Below are 17,062 nucleotides of genomic sequence, written 5' to 3'. Positions count from 1 at the left end.
CTCGTTAGCCCTTCACGGCGCCGGCCGCGAGGCCCGATTGCCAGAACCGCTGCAGCACAAGGAAGATCACGACGAGTGGCAGCACACCGAACAGCGAGCCCATGAGCACCGAGCCGTAGTCCGGCGTGTTGTTTTGCGCCATCATGCCGTACATGCCGAGCGTGACAGGCTTGAGCTTGTTCTCGGTGATCATCATGAGCGGCAGCAGGAAGTTATTCCAGGTCGCAACGAAGATGAACAGGAAGATCGTCACCATCGCGGGCGCGAGCAGCCGCAGCACCATCGTGAAGAAGATCCGGAACTCCCCCGCGCCATCGATCCGCGCGGCCTCGATCAACTCATCGGGCACCGAGGTCTCGGCGTAGAGCCGTCCGAGGAAGACGCCAAAGGGCGAGACGCACGACGGGATGATGATCGCTGCCATGGTGTTCGTCAGCCCGAGCCCGTGGAAGACAAGGTAGAGCGGAACCGTCAACAGCGCGATCGGCAACAGCAGGCCGGCAAGCACGCTGAGCTGGACGGCATTGCGGCCCGGGAACTTGAACTTCGCAAGCCCGTAGCCCGCACTCACGCTGATGAGCGTGCCGATGACGCCAGCCGCGGTCGAGTAGATGATCGAGTTCGCGACCCAGGTCCAGTACTCGTTGCGCGACCAGGACATGAGGCCCGCGTAGTTTTGCGCGATCGAGTTATCGGCAAACCACAACCCCGAGGCCGTGAGCAGGTCGGCGTTGTCCTTGGTGGAGGAGACGATCAACCAGTAGATCGGGAACAGGAAGTACAGCGCGACGACGATGAGGATAACGCGCGTGGCGATCTTGGCCGCCGGCGTAGGATCGAGCGACTTCGGGTGATTTCCGACGCTCGGGGTGTAGGTGCGGCCATCGGGAAGCGTGGCGGTGCGTGCCATTAGTCGGCCTTCCTTTGAACGAACGCGTAGACCGCGGCGAGCACCGCAGCGATCGCTGCCATCACAATCGAGATTGCCGACGCCGGTCCCGCGCCGGAGGGCGAGATCTGACCCATCATCGTGTTGTAGGCCATCATCATCGGCGTGTAGTCGGCGCCCATCCAGGTGTTTTGTGTGTACATCACCGTGGGTTCGTTAAACAGCTGGATCGTGCCAATGATCGAGAGCAAGACCGCCAGTAGCGCAGCCGGGCGCAGCAGCGGGATCTTGATCTTGGAGACGACCTGCCAGCCGGTGGCGCCATCGATACGGGCCGCTTCATACAGTTCGCTCGGAACCGAGTGCAGCGCCGCAAGGAAGATCAGCATGTTGTAGCCGGTGAAGGTCCACGTCGTCATGTTGGCCATGGACGCCAAGATGACGTTGCGAGAGAAGAAGTCGATATCGATCCCGAGCTGGTGCAGGCCGTAGACGATGGGGCTCATCTGCGGGTTGTACAGGTACAGCCAGACCATCGCGGCGATGATGCCGGGGATCGCGTAGGGCAAGAAGAAGCCGAGGCGGTAGCCGGCGATACGCTTGACGAGCAGGGAGTCGAGGAGCAGTGCGAGGGCGAGCGCGCCAAAGATCATGATGGGGATCTGGAAGGCGCCGAACAGCAGCACGCGTCCGATGCCCTGCCAGAACCGGCCGTTGAAGATGACCTCGGAGTAGTTTTGCAACCCCACAAAGGTCTCGACGCTCTCGCCACCGCCGTACAGCCCACCACCCTTGGGCATGAGCTTGAAGAACGAGCTCTTGATCGACACGAAGATCGGGATCAAGAACGCGATGATGAAGAACAGCGCGAAGGGTGCGAGGAAGGTCCAGCCGTAGCGAGCCTCCCGGCGGCGCCGCGCCCGGATGGAGGCGCGGTTGCGAGCCGCCGAGCGTTCGAGTTGTTCGTTGCTATCCATCTCCGGCACCGGCGGCATGAGCGCCGGCCCGGGGAGTGCGGCGGCCTTGTCGGTCGCCGTCGAGTCTTCCGATCGGTTTGTCATTGCGTGGGCCCCTCCCATTTTCCGCGTGGGCGAGGCCCACGCAATGCGTCGATCGTCTTACTCGGCTACCGAGATGCCAGCGGCCTTCAGGGAGCTCACAGCTTCCTGCTGTGCGGACTCGAAGATGTCCATAACCTTGGCGGATCCGGACTTCACGTTACCGCCGATCTCGTTCATCTTGGTGCCAACAGCGGGCCACGTCGGAGCGTAAGGGAAGTTCGGGTTCATGTTCTCGTTGGCCTTGAGCAGCTCAGCGTAGACGTCCTGTCCACCGAAGTGCTTAGACCAGGCCTCGGGGGTCTTGCCCTGGCCCTGGTTGGTGGCCACGACGAGGCCCTGGGAGACGAGGTCATCGACCTGCGTGTTGTACCAGTTGGCGAATTCCACGGCTTCCTTCGGAGCCTTGCAGCCGGAGATCACGGCGACACCGGAGCCACCGTCAGAGCCGGTGGAGGGGGTGCCGGGGTTGAACTCGGGAAGCTGGGCAACCTGCCAGTTCAGTTCGGCGGTCTCGCCGTCCTTGTCGAAGTTGTCGAGCATAAATGCCGGCTCCCAGGCCGCCGCGACGGTGCCGATGATCGTGCCATCGAGCATCTTGGCGCCGAAGTCATCGGACCAGCGGTCGATCTTCAGGATCAGGTCGTTGTCGATCAGATCCTGCTGGATCTCGGCAACCTTCTTGGAAGCTTCGCCGTTCACGTCGATCTTCCAGGAATCGCCCTCGGGGGTGAACCAGGCGCCACCGGCGGCAGCGGCCATGCCGGACAGGCGGTACTGGGTCTCATCGGCCTGGAAGGTGCCGATGTACTTGCCGGCAGCCTTGGCCTTCTCGGCGGCGGCCTTGAACTCGTCCCAGTTGGTGGGGGCAGTGATGCCGAGCTCGTCGAAGGCGTCCTTGTCGTAAACGTAGACGAGCGGGCCGGTGTCCTGCGGCAGGCCCACGACGACATCGCCGAGCTTCATCATGCCCATGGCGCCTTCGGAGTAGTTGGACTCGTATTCCTTGGTGTACTCGGAAACGTCCATGAGGTCACCGGCGACGTACTCCGAGGCAACCTCGCCGTAACCGACCTGCGCGAGGCAGGGGGCGTTGCCGGCCTTGACGGCCTGCTGAATCTTGGCGTACGACTCCTGCGGCTTGCCTTCGAACTTGACGGCCTTGACCTGGATGTTCGGGTTGTCCTTGTTCCAACGATCGACAGATTCCTGGACCTTGACCATGCCGTCGTTGTCGGGCAGGCGGTGCCAGTACTCGATCTCTACGGGCTCGCCGCCGTTGTCGGCAGTTTCCGTGGTGTTGGGTGCGGCCGAGGTGGTATCTGCCGGGGCATTGTTCGAACCGCCACAGCCCGCGAGGATGAGCGTTGCTGCTGCCAGCGCGCTCACCATTGCTGGCCCGCGGCCAATCTTCTTGATGGACATCTTGTCGACCTCTCCGTCGATGGTTGCTGATGTGTCGCGTGTTGTGCGCAGGAAGCCGAGGCTGAGACATCAGACCTTTAGCTTCATAGCCTTACTGTATGGCAAACGCTCACAAACCACCAGCCTGATCGGTCACGATTCATTCACAAACTATCATTTTCGATCACAAGATATGCAATATTAGGAAATCTCCTTGAGGCAGTTTCACGCGTTGTGGCGCATTCGAACACGCCCCCAGTCCTCGATCGTCGTTAGAGTGGCCCCATGAGGCTTGCTACATGGAACATCAACTCGGTGCGGACCCGCATCGACCGCATCATCGCGTTCTTGGAGCGCGGCGACATCGATGTGCTGGCGATGCAGGAACTGAAGTGCAAGGAAAACCAGTTCCCGTTTGAGGCATTCACCGAAGCCGGCTACGAGGTCACGATGGTCGGGCACAACCAGTGGAACGGCGTCGCGATCGCCTCGCGCGTCGGGCTGTCTGATAGCTCCGTCGGATTCAGTGAGATGCCGACCTGGGGAGATGACAAGGTCTCCGAGGCTCGCGCGATTCGGGCCGTCGTCGGGGAAGCAATCGATCTTCCCGTGGAGCTGTGGAGCCTGTATGTCCCAAACGGCCGGGAGTTGGACCACCCGCACTATGCCTACAAACTGCAGTGGCTCGCCAACCTGAAGGAACACGTGCGCGCCGAGCTCGAGGAGCGCCCGAAGGCGAAGATCGCCCTCGTCGGGGATTGGAATGTGGCTCCCGAAGACGAGGACGTGTGGTCAATGGAGTTCTTCGAGGGCAAAACACACGTCAGCCAACCAGAGCGCGACGCCTTCAACGCTTTTGAGGACGCCGGATTCACCGAGGTGACGCGCAAGTTCGTCACGCAGTACACCTACTGGGACTATCAGCAGCTGCGCTTCCCCAAAAACCAGGGCATGCGAATCGACTTCGTGAAGGCCTCCCCCGCTCTCGCCGAGCGCGTCACCGGAGCCGAGATTGACCGCAACGAGCGCAAGGGCAAGGGAGCCTCGGACCACGTGCCCGTGATCGTAGAGATCGCCGAATCCTAGAAGTTAGAAGACCTCGCCCTGCTCGCGGTGCAGCCGCGAGCAGGCCACGATCCGGCCATTGAGGTCGGTCCATTTGGTCAGGTGCTCATCGTTGAAGGGCTCGGCCCCGAGGAAGACCGTAGCGATCTCGATCTCGGGATCCACCCACAGGAATGATCCGGAGCGCCCGAAGTGGCCGAATGTCTCCGGGGAGTTCAGTTCCGAGAGCCAGTGCGGTTTCTTGTGCCCGTGCAGTTCGAAGCCGAGACCCCAGGCGTTGTCCTCGTGGCGACCGTAGCTCGGGACGACACCGTCCAGGCCCGCGAACTGGTTGCTCGTCGCTTCGGCAAACAGTTCCGGGGACAGGAGGGTCGGGTTCAAAAACTCCCGCGCGAGTTCAGCAAGGCACCGGGCGCTACCGTGCGCGCCCCAGGCGGGTGAGCCGTCGAATTCAACATCGACGATCCCGAGCGGCGTCAACACCTGTTCATCGGCCCACGTCTGGATATCGACTCCGACTTCTTCCTCGAAGCGCTCGCCCATAATCTCGATGCCGACATTGGAATAGACCCGGTGGCGCTCGGGGCGCTGGGATGCGTAGCCCGCGTCAAAGGGCAGGCCCGAAGCATGCGACATCAGGTGCCGGATCGTCGCCCCCTTCGGTGCCCGCGGCCCCGCCGGAGCATCGAGATCGAACATGTGGCGATCAACCGCGATCAGCGCCGAGTACACCGCGAGGAGTTTGGTGACGGAAGCGAACGGGAAATCCTGGTTCGTGGCACCTTCGGCGTGCACGACTCCATTCTTATCGACGATCACCACGCCGCAGTCGAAGCCCCATTCCCCAAGAACGGGGGTGCAGGGCAGGGCGTCCGTTGTCTGAAGGGTCATGGCCTCCAGTGTAGGACTGGCTTAGATCGATAGCTTGCCGGATTCTCCGGGATCGGCTGGCGAGTCGGTCACAGCGCCCTTGACGATCTGCAGCAGGTAGGACAGCTTATTGGCCTGTTCCCAGTATTCCGCGGAACTCACCGTCACCTTGACGACCACCACGTTCGGGTCCTCCTTGCCGTCGGGGAAAAACCCATCAGCAAAGGCGTTCCACAGCTCGTCCTTCAGGGCCTCATCATGCAAGATGACCGCGCGTCCGCTGGCGGACACCCACAGCGAAGATTCCACGAAAGCGAGGTTGACTTCGGCATCGTTTTGGATCTCGCGCGTCTTATCGTGCTGGCCGTCGGTCAGGAAGTAGACGGCGTCTCCCTCGACCTTCTGCACGCCCATCGGGCGTGAGACGAGCGAACCTTCCGGCGTGATCGTGGTGAACATGCACTGGTGCAGGCCGGAGACCTTGTCAGCAAAAGTAGGCGTCTCGTTGGTCATTGGAATCTCCTTCGATTGTTTCGTCACTTCATTGTTGAACGAATGGCCGGCCCGGGCGACTTGGGGCCTACCTGGCGGCAAGGTTGGCCGACTACTGTGGAGGATATGACGCAGGAAATCACCGCTTGGCTGTCCGACATGGATGGCGTCCTAGTGCACGAAGGGCACGCGATCGAAGGTGCCGCCGAATTCCTCAATGGCCTGCAAGAACGCGAGATGCCGTTTCTTGTTCTGACCAACAACTCGATCTACACCCCGCGCGACCTCTCCGCCCGGCTACAAACCTCCGGGCTCAATGTGCCCGAGGACCGGATCTGGACCTCCGCACTCGCGACCGCGACGTTCTTGGCGAAGCAGTCGGATTCGCGCCGTGCGTTCGTCGTGGGGGAAGCCGGCATCACGACCGCGCTGCATGAGGAGGGTTTCGTCCTGACGGAGGAAAAGCCCGACTTCGTCGTGCTGGGCGAGACTCGGACCTACTCGTTCGAAGCGATCACAAAGGCGGTGCGTCTCATCCTTGGCGGCGCGCGCTTCATTGCCACGAACCCCGACCCGACCGGCCCGACCAAGGAAGGGCCACTGCCCGCGACCGGCTCCGTCGCGGCGCTCATCCAGCACGCCACCCAGCGCGAGCCATATTTCGTGGGCAAACCGAACCCCGTCATGCTGCGTCACGCGATGAACAAGATCGGGGCGCATTCGGAAAACACGGCGCTCGTGGGCGACCGAATGGATACCGACATCCTTGCGGGGATGGAGTCCGGGCTGCAGACCCACCTCGTCCTCACCGGCTCGACGCATGCCAGCGAGATTGAGCGCTTCCCCTATCGCCCCGAGTACGTGCACGACTCGATCGCCGACATCGTCGAGCGGCTCTAGCGCCGCTGCGGGCCCCGAGGCGGGCGGTGAGCGCCGCTGCGGCGGCTGCGTTTCCCGCCTGTGCGAGAGATCGGGGACGTTAGGGAGAGATCGGGAAGGTAAGCTTCCCCCGAAGTCTCCACAACGTCCCTAGAATGCGAGTTTCTGGGCTGGGACGGTGGCGGTGCTGGCTGCGGCCTGGCACAGGGAGGCGTCCTGGGGCATGGCTGGGCTCGCCATGCACAGGTGGCGGCAAGGATGCTCCGGGCCGCCCATGGTTGGGCGTATGAACGATCGCAAGCCTCCCTCTATTCCTCGGATCCTGCGCACTACTAGTACGTCTCGTCGGCCGCGCGGAGTGCCGCCCGGCTTTGAGCTCGTGAAGCTCTACCGTGGTCACCACCTCCTGCTGCCGCGGGACTGCCCGCCGTGGCAGCAGGCGCGGGAGGTTTCGCTCGGGACGGCGGTGGCCGCATCGTCGTCGTCGCGGCGAGTGAGCATTGTGAGCCACGAATCCGCCGCGGTGCTGTGGGGATTGTGGCTGTGGAACGCGCCCGAGTTCGGGCATGTCATGGCGGATTCGCGGTTTACGAACCCGCGCCATGCGCTGTTGAAGCGGCATGCGCTGCCGGCTGGGCGTACGTTCGTTGAGGTGCAGGGGGTGCGGGTGACGTCGCCGGCTCACACTGTTCTTGACTGCGCGGGCGATGGCGAGCGATGAGCTGTTCGTGTTGCTCGCAAGTGCCCTGCGATCGCGCGTGGGGCTGGGTGAGCTGCGACAGCTGATTGCGGATTCGCCGCGGCGTCAGGGCGTTCCGCGGCTCGCGGACATGGTGGAGTGGTGCCCGGCAAACTGCGATTCGCCGCTGGAGGCGTACTGTCTGTGGTTCGCCTTGGCGCTCGGGTTGCCGACGCCCGAAACGCAGTATCGCGTCGTCGTTGGGAACCGCGCGTACTGGCTTGATCTTGCGTGGCCCGAGCTGCGGGTTGCGGTCGAGCTGGATGGTCAGGTGAAGTACACGAGCGATGAGGTCTGGTTTGCGGAAAAGCGCCGCCAGGATGACCTCAATAATGCTGGTTGGCGCATTATTCGCTTGAAATACGCGGACCTGCGGGCGCCTGGCAAGCTCCGGGCGCTACTCCTTGGCGCGGTGCCGCGCGAAGATCGCACGGACATTCCGCACTCGCTGCTCGACGCGCACCTGCAGCGAGCGGGGTGAGCCGCGTTAGGACATGGCAATGCCCGGGCCGCAATTGCGGACCCGGGCAGTGCCGCGCTCAGTGCGATAAGGCAGCGACGCGGCGGGGCGCTAGGAGCGCGGTGCCGCGCGGTGCTCATGCGCACGGTGCTCCTGAGGGCGGGGCGCTAGGAGGCGGCCCCTTCGCGGGTGAGGCTCAGGCTCGCGCCGTCGCTCGCGATGTCCACGAGCACGGTGTCGCCGTCGTCGATCTGCCCGCTGATGAGGAGCTTGGCAAGCTGATCGCCGATCTCCTTTTGCACCAAGCGGCGCAGCGGCCGCGCACCGTAGGCCGGGTCGTAGCCGGTCTCGGCGAGCCAGGCCTTGGCGCCGTCGGTGACGTCGAGGCTGATCCGGCGGGACTTTAGGCGGCTCGCCATTGCGGCGATCTGCAGGTCGACGATGTGGGTCAGCTCGTCCTTCGTGAGCGGATCGAAGATGAGGATCTCATCGAGCCGGTTGAGGAATTCCGGCTTGAACGCCGCGCGGACGGCCCCCATGACGGCGTCGCGCTTGTCCTCGTCGGACATCTCCGGCGAGACCAGGAACTGCGAACCGAGGTTGGACGTCAACACGAGGATCGTGTTGCGGAAGTCCACGGTGCGGCCTTGGCCGTCGGTGAGGCGTCCGTCGTCGAGCACCTGCAAGAGGATGTCGAAGACTTCGGGGTGCGCCTTTTCCACCTCGTCGAGCAGGACGACGGAGTAGGGCCGGCGGCGGACCGCCTCGGTAAGCTGGCCGCCCTCGTCGTAGCCGACGTATCCGGGAGGCGCGCCGACGAGGCGCGAGACCGAGTGCTTTTCCGAGTACTCGGACATGTCAATGCGGATGATGGCGTGCTCGTCGTCGAAGAGGAAGTCCGCGAGCGACTTGGCCAGCTCCGTCTTGCCGACGCCCGTGGGGCCGAGGAAGAGGAAGGAGCCGGTGGGGCGGTTCGGATCCGCGACGCCGGCGCGCGAGCGGCGCACGGCATCGGAGACGGCGCGCACCGCTAGCTGCTGGCCGATGAGGCGCTCGGCGATGACGTCCTCCATGGAAAGGAGCTTGTCCATCTCGCCCTGCAGCAGGCGCCCGGTGGGGATGCCCGTCCAGGACTCGACGACCTCGGCGACCTCGCCCGGCCCGACCTTTTCGGCGATCATCGGCGCGGTTTCGAGTTCGCCCTCAGCGTCCTCGGCGCGCTCGGCGTCGGCGATCTCGCGTTCGATCTTCGGGATTTCGCCGTTTTGCAGGCGGCCGGCTTCCTCCCAGCGACCCTCGCGCATCGCGAGGTCGAGCTGGGTGCGCAGCTCGTCGAGCTTCACGCGCAGGTCACCGACGCGGTTGCGGCCGGCCTTCTCGGCCTCCCACCGGGTGGTGAGCGCCTTGAGCTCTTCGGTCTTGTCCGCGAGTTCGGCACGGACCTTTTCCAGCTGGGCGCGCGTGGTGGCGTCCTCGCTGTCGGGATCCGACTCGGTGAGGTAGGACTCCTCCATGCGCAGGCGGTCGACCTGGCGGTTCAGCACGTCGATCTCCAGGGGCTCAGAATCGAGCTCCATGCGCAGCCGCGAGGCGGCTTCGTCGATGAGGTCGATCGCCTTATCGGGCAGTTGGCGCCCGGAGATATAGCGGCTGGACAGCTCCGCGGCCGCGACGAGCGCACCGTCGGAGATCGTTACTTTGTGGTGGGCCTCGTACTTCGGCGCGATGCCGCGCAGGATCGCGATCGTGTCCTCCACGGAGGGCTCGCCGACGTAGACCGGCTGGAAGCGGCGCTCCAGGGCCGGGTCCTTTTCAATGTTCTCGCGGTACTCATCGAGCGTCGTGGCGCCGACGAGGCGCAGCTCGCCGCGCGCGAGCATCGGCTTGAGCATGTTGCCGGCGTCCATGGAGCCGTCGCCGGAGCCGCCCGCACCGACGACGGTGTGGAGTTCGTCGATGAAGGTAATGACTTCGCCGCCCGAGGACGCGATCTCGTTCAGGGCCGCCTTGAAGCGCTCTTCAAACTCGCCGCGGTACTTCGCGCCGGCGACCATCGCGGCGATGTCGAGCGCGATGAGGCGCTTGTCCTTCAGCGATTCGGGCACGTCGCCCGCCACGATGCGCTGCGCGAGGCCTTCGACGACGGCCGTCTTGCCGACGCCGGGCTCGCCGATGAGCACGGGGTTGTTCTTGGTGCGGCGCGAGAGCACCTGCACGACGCGACGGATTTCGCTATCGCGGCCGATGACGGGATCGAGCTTGCCGTCGCGGGCGTCCTCGGTGAGGTCGCGGCCGTACTTCTTCAGCGTTTCGAAGCTGCCTTCCGGATCCGCGCTCGTGACGTTGTTGGGGCGGATCTGCGGCAGCACCTGCGCGAGCAGTTCCTCGCGCGCGCCGCTTTCGGCGAGGATGCTTCCGGCCCGGGAGCTGGAGGCCGCCAGTGCGAGCAGGAGATGCTCGGTGGAGACGTAGTCATCGCCCATCGCCTTGGCGCGCGCGCCGGCGTCGGTCAGGACGTTGAGCAGATCGCGATCGGCCTGCGGCTGGCTGACGGAGGAGCCCGTCGAGCTGGGCAGGGCAACGAGCGCGTTGCGGACCTTGGCGCCGATTTCCTGGCGCGAGGCGCCGACGGCCTGCAGCAGGGCGAGCGGGACGCCGCCTTCTTGTTCGAGCAGCGCCGAGAGCAGGTGCAGCGTCGTCACCTGCGGGTTTCCGGCGGCCGTGGCCGCCTGCACAGCGGCAGTGAGCGCCTCCTGTGACTTCGTCGTGAATTGTTCGTTCATGTTTCCCCAATACCTTGATGAATGTGTCTATTAAGGACAACCACTCGGCTCGGGCGCTATTCCAAAGTTGAGCGCCTCTGACTCAACTGTAACCCGGCTCACCTAGCGCTGCACGGTGCAGCAGTCGCGGGCCTCGCTCGCGGGCAGGGTGCACCTGGGGAATCAATCGGCGTCGGCGTCGAGGTCCTCGCTCAGCGCGGGCTCGTGGCGGCCGGGTTTCATCGCGCGCAGCGCCCACAGGATGCAGGCGAGGTCGACGAGTTCCTGCGCGCCGGCGCCCACGATGGCGGGCATGACGCCCGTCAGCGCGATCCCCATGAGGACGACGGACAGCGCCACGCCGATCCCGATCGCCTGCAGCGCGACGCGGGTCGTGTGCTGGCCGATGCCGACGGCGACGGCAGCGCGGTGGACGTCGTCTTTCATGAGGACGACGTCGGCGCTGTCGGCCGCGGCCGCGGAGCCGGTGATGCCCATGGCGACGCCGACGTCGGCGGCCGCGAGCACCGGGGCGTCGTTCACGCCGTCGCCGACCATCATGACCGGGCGCGCCGAGGCGCGCGTGACCGCCGCGACTTTGTCCTCGGGCAGCAGGCCGCCCTGCACGTCGGTGATGCCGAGCTCGGCGCCGATATAGCGCGCGGTGGCGGGGGTATCGCCCGAGAGCATGAGGACGTTGTCGATGCCGAGGCGCCGCAGCTCGGCGATCGTGCGAGTGGCCTCGGGCCGGTATTGGTCCGCGAGCGCGATCGCGCCCGCATACGTGCCGTCGATCGCGACGTAGACGAGACTGACCCCCGGCTGCACGTGCTCGCGGGCGCGCTCGAGTTCGGCGTCGCTCACGTGCGCGACCTCGGCGATCCAGCTGGCCTTGCCAACGGCGACGTGCCGGCCCGCCACGCGGCCCTCAAAGCCCGCGGCGACGACTTCGCTCGCGTCGGTGGCGCGCTCGAGCTCGATGCCCCGCTCGCGGGCGGCGGCGACGATCGCGCGGGCCAGCGGGTGCGTCGAATAGTCCTCGACGGCGCCCGCGGCGGCGAGCAGGTCGGTCTCGCTGATGCCGTTTTCACTCTGCACGGCGACGACGGCTGGCGTGCCGCGCGTCAGCGTGCCGGTCTTGTCGAAGGCGGCGGTGGCGATACGCGAGAGCCGCTCGATCGTGCCACCGTCTTTCACGATGATGCCCGCGCGGGCGGCGCGCGACATCCCGGCCATGAAGGCGACGGGCGCGGCGATGAGCAGCGGGCATGGGGTCGCGACGACGAGCACCTGGGCGGCGCGCAGCGGCTCGCCGGAGATCCACCAGCCGATGCCGGCGACCGCGAGCGCGAAGATCGTGAACGGCAGCGCGATGCGATCGGCGAGGCGCACCATTGGGGAGCGTGAGGCAGCGGCCTCCTGCACGAGGGCGACGATCTGCTGGTATTTCGAGTCCGCCGCGCTCGCCAAGGCGCGAACGTGGATCGCGCTCGAGCCGTTGATCGAGCCCGACATGATCTCCTCGCCGCGCTCGTGGCTGACGGGCAGCGATTCGCCGGTGAGCGAGGATTCGTCGACGCTCGCTCGCGCGTCGAGCAGTTCACCGTCGACGGGCACGATCTCCGAGGGCCGGATGAGCAGGACGTCGCCCGCCGCGACCTCACCGATCGCGACGGTGCGCACCTCATCGCCATCGACGACGTGCGCCCGCGAGGGCGCGCGCTCGAGCACGCCGGTCAGTTCGGAGCGGGCGCGCGCCGAGGCATAGTCTTCGAGCGCCTCCCCGCCGGAGAGCATGAGGCAGACGACGAGCGCCGCCCAGTATTCGCCGACGGCGACGGTGGCGCAGATCGCGACGATGGCGAGGATGTCGATGCCCCAGGCTCCGGAGCGCAGGTCGGCGATCATGTCGCGCAGCTGGTCGGCGGCGACGATGAGCGCGAAGGCGCTGACGAGCACCTGCGCGTAGATCGGCGGCGCCAGCCACGCGAGGATTAGCCCGATCACGCCGACCGCGATCGTCGCTCCTACCCACGGATAGGTCCGCCACCACGTCATCGCCTTCATGCCCCCACAATCAGACATTTCGGTGTTGGGCGCAAGCTTGGCTAGGCTCCCCTTTGCCGCATAATCCCGCGGAAAAGGGCAGCCTGAGCTAGCTTCGGATCAGCGGTAGGCGGGGGCCAGCGCGGGCCACGGATCGGCCAGCTCCAGGCAGCGCGCGAGGCGCAGCAGGAGCGCTTCGCTGCCGAGCCGTGTCGCACCCAGGTGCACCCCGAAGGGCAGCTCGACGCCATCGATGACGGCGCGGTGCAGCGGCAGCGAGATTGCCGGGTTGCCCGTGATGTTCCAGACGGAGGAAAACGGCGTGAAGTGCTTTTGCGCCTCGAAGTCCGCGGCCGGATCCGCTAGCTGCAGTTGTTCGGGCGGCAGCGGCGGCCCGGACAGCGTCGGCGAGAGGATGACGTCGAATTCCGCCCACGCGTGGGCGATCTGGCGCGTGAGATGCTGCAGCGAGGAGACGGCGTTCGCGTAGTCGAGCGCCGAGATGTCCTGGCCCTGGTCCCGCAGCCACCGCGTGAGCGCCATGAGGTGCTCCTCGGCCTCGGGTGGCACCGGGATCGAGGCCGCGCCGACGGCCCACAGCGGCATGAAGCCCATCCACTGCTCGGCGCTCAGTGGGCGGTGAGCCTCCTCCAGCACGCAGCCCGCGTCGGCCAGCAGCTTCGCAGCGCGCTCCACGCCCGCGAGCGCCTCGGGATGAAACTCGGTCGTCTCGACGTTGAGCGGCTCGGTCAGGACGCCGACGCGCACGCGCGAGCCGGCATCGCAGCGGGCAAGAGTCTCCGCGCGCTCGGCGCGGCGTAGGTCTTCAGTGAGGGAGTCGAGGCTACCCAGCGTGAAAAAGTCCCCGGGACGATTGCCGCTAATGGCCTGCAGCGCGCTTGCCGCATCGGCGACGGTGCGTGCGAGCACGCCTTCGGTTGCCAGGCCCGGGCCGGAGACGGAATACGGACCGGGAGAGACTCGGCCGCGCGAGGGCTTCAGGCCGACGACCCCGCAGGCCGCCGCCGGGATGCGGATCGAGCCACCCCCATCGTTGCCGTGCGCCAGCGGCGTCAGCCCGGCCGCAAGTGCCGCACCCGCGCCCCCGGAGGAGCCGCCCGCGGTGCGGCGGGTATCCCACGGTGAGCGCGCTGGACGCTGTCCAGCCGGTTCGGTGTAGGCCGGCATCCCGAACTCGGGCGTCGTTGTTTTGCCGAGCATGATCGTGCCCGCCTCCGCGAGGCGTTGCGCCACCCCGTCAGTGACGTCTGCGCGGTTACCGCGCAGGATCGCGCTGCCCGCTTCGAACGGCTCGCCCGCGACTTGCGTGAGGTCCTTGATCGGGCACGGTATCCCGACGAGCGGTCGCGGATCGCCGTCCGCGATGGCCGCGCGGGCCGTGAGTGCGTCGCGCTCCGCGCGGCGCCGCGAGACGTGGACGAAAGCCCCCACCTCGTCGTTGAACTGTTCGATGCGCTCCAGCATGGCGCGGGTGACTTCCAGCGGGTCAGTCACGCCTCGACGGTAGGCGTCCGCGAGGTCGCTCGCCGATAACTGGTGAAGCTCTCTCATGGTTCCAACCTTACGTAAGTTCTGCATCCGGCCAGCAAAAAAGTCCACCTAATCGGTGGTCGATCGCCTCACTTCACGGCATGCTTGAGGGTGAGAGCGGTGCAACCGGGCCGCGCGAAAGAAAGGAGCGCACTAATGGGAATTGGTGACTTCGTGAACAAGGCGAAAGAGCAGCTCTCCGGCGAGAAGGGCGAGCAGCTCTCGGACTCCGCCCTCGACAAGGGAGCCGAGTTCGCTTCCCAGAAGACCGGCGGTAAGTACGACGAGAAGATCACCTCGGTACGCGACGCCATCGATGAGCGCGTCGGCTCCGAAGGCGCTACTCCTGCGACGGACCCGTCCACCGAGCAGGTGAACGAGCCCGCGGAAGCAAAGCCCCGCATCGACTCGGATCAGCAGCTTAACTAGCCATACGAACAGCTGTCCCCGGAACCATCACGGTTCCGGGGACAGCTGTTTGCGTCCTAGTAGGCGCGCTCGCCCTCCGCTGGAACGACCTCTGGCCCCTTCTCACCCTCGGCCAGGTTGAGTTCCTTAAGGCCGGGGTTCGACTGCACTCGCGCAGAGCGGCCGGCACCATCCGGGCCGATCGGCGGACGTCCGATAAAGGTCCGGCCGGTGGCGTGGTTAAGGGTGCGAATGAATGAAACCCACTCACCATCGACCATGACCGAGCGGGTGATCGATGAGTAGTCGTAGTAGCTACCCGTGCGGCAGCCGCCCTCGTCTTCACGCACAGTCCGAAACTCGAAAGCGGGGCGGCCCACGAGGCACAATTCATCGCCGTATGGGCTCGGACACTGTTCATAGTCCCCGGAGTAGATAGACGTATAGGTGTAGTAGCCCTGTTCGTCTCGTGGCGGGGTGGTTGCGGTCGGAGTTGACCAACCATTGGTATCGCATCCCCAAGGATACAGCTTTTCCACCGTCATGGGTTCCGCGAAGTGCCACGTAATCTGGGCCTGCCCGATGGAGTGACCCTCGGCCTGCGTGATGTACATGCCGTAGCGAACGCCCGACCCTGTTCCGCAGGCGTTCGCCTGGTGGCGGCACCTGTATTTGGGACGAAAGAGGCTACCGCCCGTCCGAACATTATCGCGCGTCGCGTTCATCCAGCCATCGAGGTGGACCGGCGGCAGCTGAGAGGCGGCAAAGGCCGGGGTTGACGCGGCTACGGCAATGGCGGGCACTGCCCATGCAGCACCCTTGGCTACGGCGCGGCGTGATACCGCGCGACGGTCAGATGTCTCCACAGATCCCCCAATATTGGCGTCAAAGATTGAATTCGCAAGTTTCCGTGGCCACTGTACCAGGCGCGAAACGGCAACACTCGCGCCAAATATGGCCTATTCGTGGAAATCCGAAGAATTGACACCATATTGCATACTTCATGCAAAGAACTCCACATAATCTCGCTTGCTAGCTGACACTTATTTAGCCCAAGCCCTTCAATCGACTCGCACAGGGTCCCGCCCATCCGCGATGGCGCGTAGACAGCTGCGAATACTGCCCGGTCTCGCCTCGCAAATTTCTCGGTAATCACAAATCCGTCATGTGGGATGAACTCTCGGCGAGACGGGCTACGATGTTCTTACCCTCCCGCCGTACTCGGACTCGTTAAGGTCTCCGGTGACTGTCACCTCTACTCCCCTCGCGTTGCGCCGCGCCCGCCTTGGCGTGAACCTCATGTTCCTAACCAATGGGGCGATCTTCGCGAATATTTTGCCCCGCTACCCCATGGTGAAAGATCAACTCGGGGTGGACGCTGCGACTTTCGGGCTGCTGGTTGCATGCTTCCCGGCGGGAGCGATGATCGCGGGGCTGGCAGCGGCGCGGGTGATTCGGCGATTCTCCTCGGCTCACACGGCGGTCTTCGGGACCTACATAGTTGCTGCAGCGCTCATGCTGGCGGCGTTCGCCATCGATGTCTCCCCCTGGCTGTTTGCGGCCGCGATGTTCCTTGGCGGTTCCGCCGATGCGATTGTTGACATTGGACAAAATGCTCATGGCATGCGCGTCCAGCGCGGTTATGGCAGATCGATCATTAATTCGTTCCACGCGGCATGGTCGGCCGGTGCCGTAATCGGCGGCCTCATGGGCTCGGGCGCGACAGCGCTCGAACTGCCATTGACGTGGCACCTCGTGATCTCCGGGATCGTCTTCTCGCTCGCCGTCGCGGTAGCCGGCCGGCTCGCCCTCCCCGGTCCCGACACGCTCGATGACGACGAGGAACACCGAGCCAAGACATCGCGCGCACCGCTCGGCCGAGTTGCGCTTATCCTCGCGGCACTGTCCGTCGTGGCGCTCTCGGGAACCTTCGTCGAGGATGCCGGATCAACCTGGTCGGCGCTCTTCATGCGCGACATCGCGGGCGCGGCCCCCTCGATCGCGGGACTCGCCTATGTCTCGATGGTCGGCGCTCAGTTCATCGGCCGCCTTACCGGAGATAGTTTCGTCGACCGCTTTGGTGCCCGCACCGTGGCCTACGCGGGAGCCGCCATGATCGGAGCTGGCTTCCTCACGATGCTGCTCGCCCCGAGCCAGATCACCACCATCGGGGCCTTCGCGCTGGCGGGCTTCGGGTGCGCGACCCTCGTCCCCGCGGCGTTTGATGCGGCGGACCGGATCCCGGGCCTGCCCGTCGGAACCGGTCTGACGATCATTGGCTGGCTCATGCGGCTGGCCTTCCTCGCCGGCCCGCCCGTCGTCGGCCTCATCACGGACCACTTCGGTCTTCGGGTGGGCCTTTCGATTGTCCCGATCGGCGCTGTCGCGTTGATCGTTGCGGCTCGTGTGCTGCCGACAAAGGTCCGGTAAAGGATTTTC

The 17,062-nt window shown here is 65.3% G+C and carries 15 protein-coding genes; 6 read left to right on the top strand and 9 right to left on the bottom strand.

Annotated elements, in window-relative coordinates; all coding sequences use genetic code 11:
- Positions 1–4 precede the first annotated feature (4 nt).
- The 3 genes from MUN85_RS00665 to MUN85_RS00655 form a co-directional block, all read right to left on the bottom strand.
- The gene (locus tag MUN85_RS00665; protein ID WP_250504922.1) at positions 5–910 is read right to left on the bottom strand and encodes a carbohydrate ABC transporter permease; all 906 of its coding nucleotides are present in this window, start codon (positions 908–910) and stop codon (positions 5–7) included.
- Positions 910–1,866, bottom strand: coding sequence for a carbohydrate ABC transporter permease (locus MUN85_RS00660; protein ID WP_250505020.1), 957 nt, complete (start codon positions 1,864–1,866; stop codon positions 910–912). Before MUN85_RS00660 ends, MUN85_RS00665 begins: the two co-directional genes overlap by 1 nt.
- A 141-nt stretch (positions 1,867–2,007) precedes the next feature.
- Positions 2,008–3,372 carry an ABC transporter substrate-binding protein gene (locus MUN85_RS00655; protein ID WP_250504921.1) on the bottom strand — a complete coding sequence of 455 codons (1,365 nt, stop codon included), beginning with the start codon at positions 3,370–3,372 and terminating at the stop codon, positions 2,008–2,010.
- Positions 3,373–3,636: 264 nt separating this feature from the next.
- Between MUN85_RS00655 and MUN85_RS00650 the strand changes: the two genes are divergently transcribed.
- The gene (locus tag MUN85_RS00650; RefSeq protein WP_250504920.1) at positions 3,637–4,437 is read left to right on the top strand and encodes an exodeoxyribonuclease III; all 801 of its coding nucleotides are present in this window, start codon (positions 3,637–3,639) and stop codon (positions 4,435–4,437) included.
- Positions 4,438–4,440: 3 nt separating this feature from the next.
- Here the strand turns inward: MUN85_RS00650 and MUN85_RS00645 are convergent, their stop codons facing one another.
- Together MUN85_RS00645 and MUN85_RS00640 are read right to left on the bottom strand one after the other, a co-directional pair.
- Positions 4,441–5,307, bottom strand: coding sequence for a serine hydrolase domain-containing protein (locus MUN85_RS00645; RefSeq protein ID WP_092563590.1), 867 nt, complete (start codon positions 5,305–5,307; stop codon positions 4,441–4,443).
- Positions 5,308–5,328: 21 nt separating this feature from the next.
- A complete protein-coding gene (locus tag MUN85_RS00640) occupies positions 5,329–5,799 on the bottom strand; it encodes a pyridoxamine 5'-phosphate oxidase family protein (RefSeq protein ID WP_250504919.1) in 471 nt (156 codons plus the stop codon).
- Between the two features lie 105 nt (positions 5,800–5,904).
- On the opposite strand from MUN85_RS00640, the gene MUN85_RS00635 reads away from it, so the two are divergent.
- The 3 genes from MUN85_RS00635 (at position 5,905) to MUN85_RS00625 (ending at position 7,877) form a co-directional block, all read left to right on the top strand.
- Positions 5,905–6,678, top strand: a complete 774-nt coding sequence (locus MUN85_RS00635; protein WP_092563788.1) for an HAD-IIA family hydrolase — start codon at positions 5,905–5,907, stop codon at positions 6,676–6,678.
- 337 nt (positions 6,679–7,015) lie between these two features.
- Positions 7,016–7,378, top strand: a complete 363-nt coding sequence (locus MUN85_RS00630; RefSeq protein WP_250504918.1) for a hypothetical protein — start codon at positions 7,016–7,018, stop codon at positions 7,376–7,378.
- The gene (locus MUN85_RS00625; protein WP_250504917.1) at positions 7,365–7,877 is read left to right on the top strand and encodes a hypothetical protein; all 513 of its coding nucleotides are present in this window, start codon (positions 7,365–7,367) and stop codon (positions 7,875–7,877) included. Before MUN85_RS00630 ends, MUN85_RS00625 begins: the two co-directional genes overlap by 14 nt.
- Positions 7,878–8,023: 146 nt before the next feature.
- On the opposite strand, the gene clpB is transcribed toward MUN85_RS00625, so the two are convergent.
- The 3 genes from clpB to MUN85_RS00610 all read right to left on the bottom strand — a co-directional run bounded on the left by clpB (position 8,024) and on the right by MUN85_RS00610 (position 14,236).
- A complete protein-coding gene (gene clpB / locus MUN85_RS00620) occupies positions 8,024–10,639 on the bottom strand; it encodes an ATP-dependent chaperone ClpB (RefSeq protein ID WP_250504916.1) in 2,616 nt (871 codons plus the stop codon).
- Positions 10,640–10,801: 162 nt separating this feature from the next.
- A complete protein-coding gene (locus tag MUN85_RS00615) occupies positions 10,802–12,685 on the bottom strand; it encodes a heavy metal translocating P-type ATPase (protein WP_250504915.1) in 1,884 nt (627 codons plus the stop codon).
- A 99-nt stretch (positions 12,686–12,784) separates the two neighbouring features.
- Entirely contained in the window at positions 12,785–14,236 is a 1,452-nt protein-coding gene (locus MUN85_RS00610) for an amidase (protein WP_284500792.1), read from the bottom strand.
- A 135-nt stretch (positions 14,237–14,371) separates the two neighbouring features.
- On the opposite strand from MUN85_RS00610, the gene MUN85_RS00605 reads away from it, so the two are divergent.
- Positions 14,372–14,644 carry an antitoxin gene (locus tag MUN85_RS00605; RefSeq protein ID WP_250504914.1) on the top strand — a complete coding sequence of 91 codons (273 nt, stop codon included), beginning with the start codon at positions 14,372–14,374 and terminating at the stop codon, positions 14,642–14,644.
- 56 nt (positions 14,645–14,700) lie between these two features.
- Here the strand turns inward: MUN85_RS00605 and MUN85_RS00600 are convergent, their stop codons facing one another.
- Positions 14,701–15,489, bottom strand: coding sequence for a hypothetical protein (locus MUN85_RS00600; protein ID WP_250504913.1), 789 nt, complete (start codon positions 15,487–15,489; stop codon positions 14,701–14,703).
- Between the two features lie 376 nt (positions 15,490–15,865).
- Here MUN85_RS00600 and MUN85_RS00595 point away from each other — a divergent pair, with 376 nt between their 5' ends.
- The gene (locus tag MUN85_RS00595) at positions 15,866–17,053 is read left to right on the top strand and encodes an MFS transporter (RefSeq protein WP_250504912.1); all 1,188 of its coding nucleotides are present in this window, start codon (positions 15,866–15,868) and stop codon (positions 17,051–17,053) included.
- The last annotated feature ends 9 nt before the right edge of the window (positions 17,054–17,062 follow it).

Source organism: Bowdeniella massiliensis, from assembly GCF_023634005.1.
GTDB classification, from domain to species: Bacteria; Actinomycetota; Actinomycetes; order Actinomycetales; family Actinomycetaceae; genus Bowdeniella; species Bowdeniella massiliensis.
Note: the sequence above shows the minus strand (reverse complement) of the source record. Positions and strands in the feature narration are given on the sequence as shown.

Excerpts from the sequence above, each read along its gene's own strand:
- MUN85_RS00640 (WP_250504919.1), bottom strand. The coding sequence starts at position 5,799 with ATGACCAACGAGACGCCTACTTTTGCTGACAAGGTCTCCGGCCTGCAC.
- MUN85_RS00605 (WP_250504914.1), top strand. The coding sequence starts at position 14,372 with ATGGGAATTGGTGACTTCGTGAACAAGGCGAAAGAGCAGCTCTCCGGC.
- MUN85_RS00650 (WP_250504920.1), top strand. The coding sequence starts at position 3,637 with ATGAGGCTTGCTACATGGAACATCAACTCGGTGCGGACCCGCATCGAC.
- MUN85_RS00665 (WP_250504922.1), bottom strand. The coding sequence starts at position 910 with ATGGCACGCACCGCCACGCTTCCCGATGGCCGCACCTACACCCCGAGC.
- MUN85_RS00615 (WP_250504915.1), bottom strand. The coding sequence starts at position 12,685 with ATGAAGGCGATGACGTGGTGGCGGACCTATCCGTGGGTAGGAGCGACG.
- MUN85_RS00660 (WP_250505020.1), bottom strand. The coding sequence starts at position 1,866 with ATGGATAGCAACGAACAACTCGAACGCTCGGCGGCTCGCAACCGCGCC.
- MUN85_RS00610 (WP_284500792.1), bottom strand. The coding sequence starts at position 14,236 with ATGAGAGAGCTTCACCAGTTATCGGCGAGCGACCTCGCGGACGCCTAC.
- MUN85_RS00625 (WP_250504917.1), top strand. The coding sequence starts at position 7,365 with ATGGCGAGCGATGAGCTGTTCGTGTTGCTCGCAAGTGCCCTGCGATCG.
- clpB (WP_250504916.1), bottom strand. The coding sequence starts at position 10,639 with ATGAACGAACAATTCACGACGAAGTCACAGGAGGCGCTCACTGCCGCT.
- MUN85_RS00635 (WP_092563788.1), top strand. The coding sequence starts at position 5,905 with ATGACGCAGGAAATCACCGCTTGGCTGTCCGACATGGATGGCGTCCTA.
- MUN85_RS00645 (WP_092563590.1), bottom strand. The coding sequence starts at position 5,307 with ATGACCCTTCAGACAACGGACGCCCTGCCCTGCACCCCCGTTCTTGGG.
- MUN85_RS00655 (WP_250504921.1), bottom strand. The coding sequence starts at position 3,372 with ATGTCCATCAAGAAGATTGGCCGCGGGCCAGCAATGGTGAGCGCGCTG.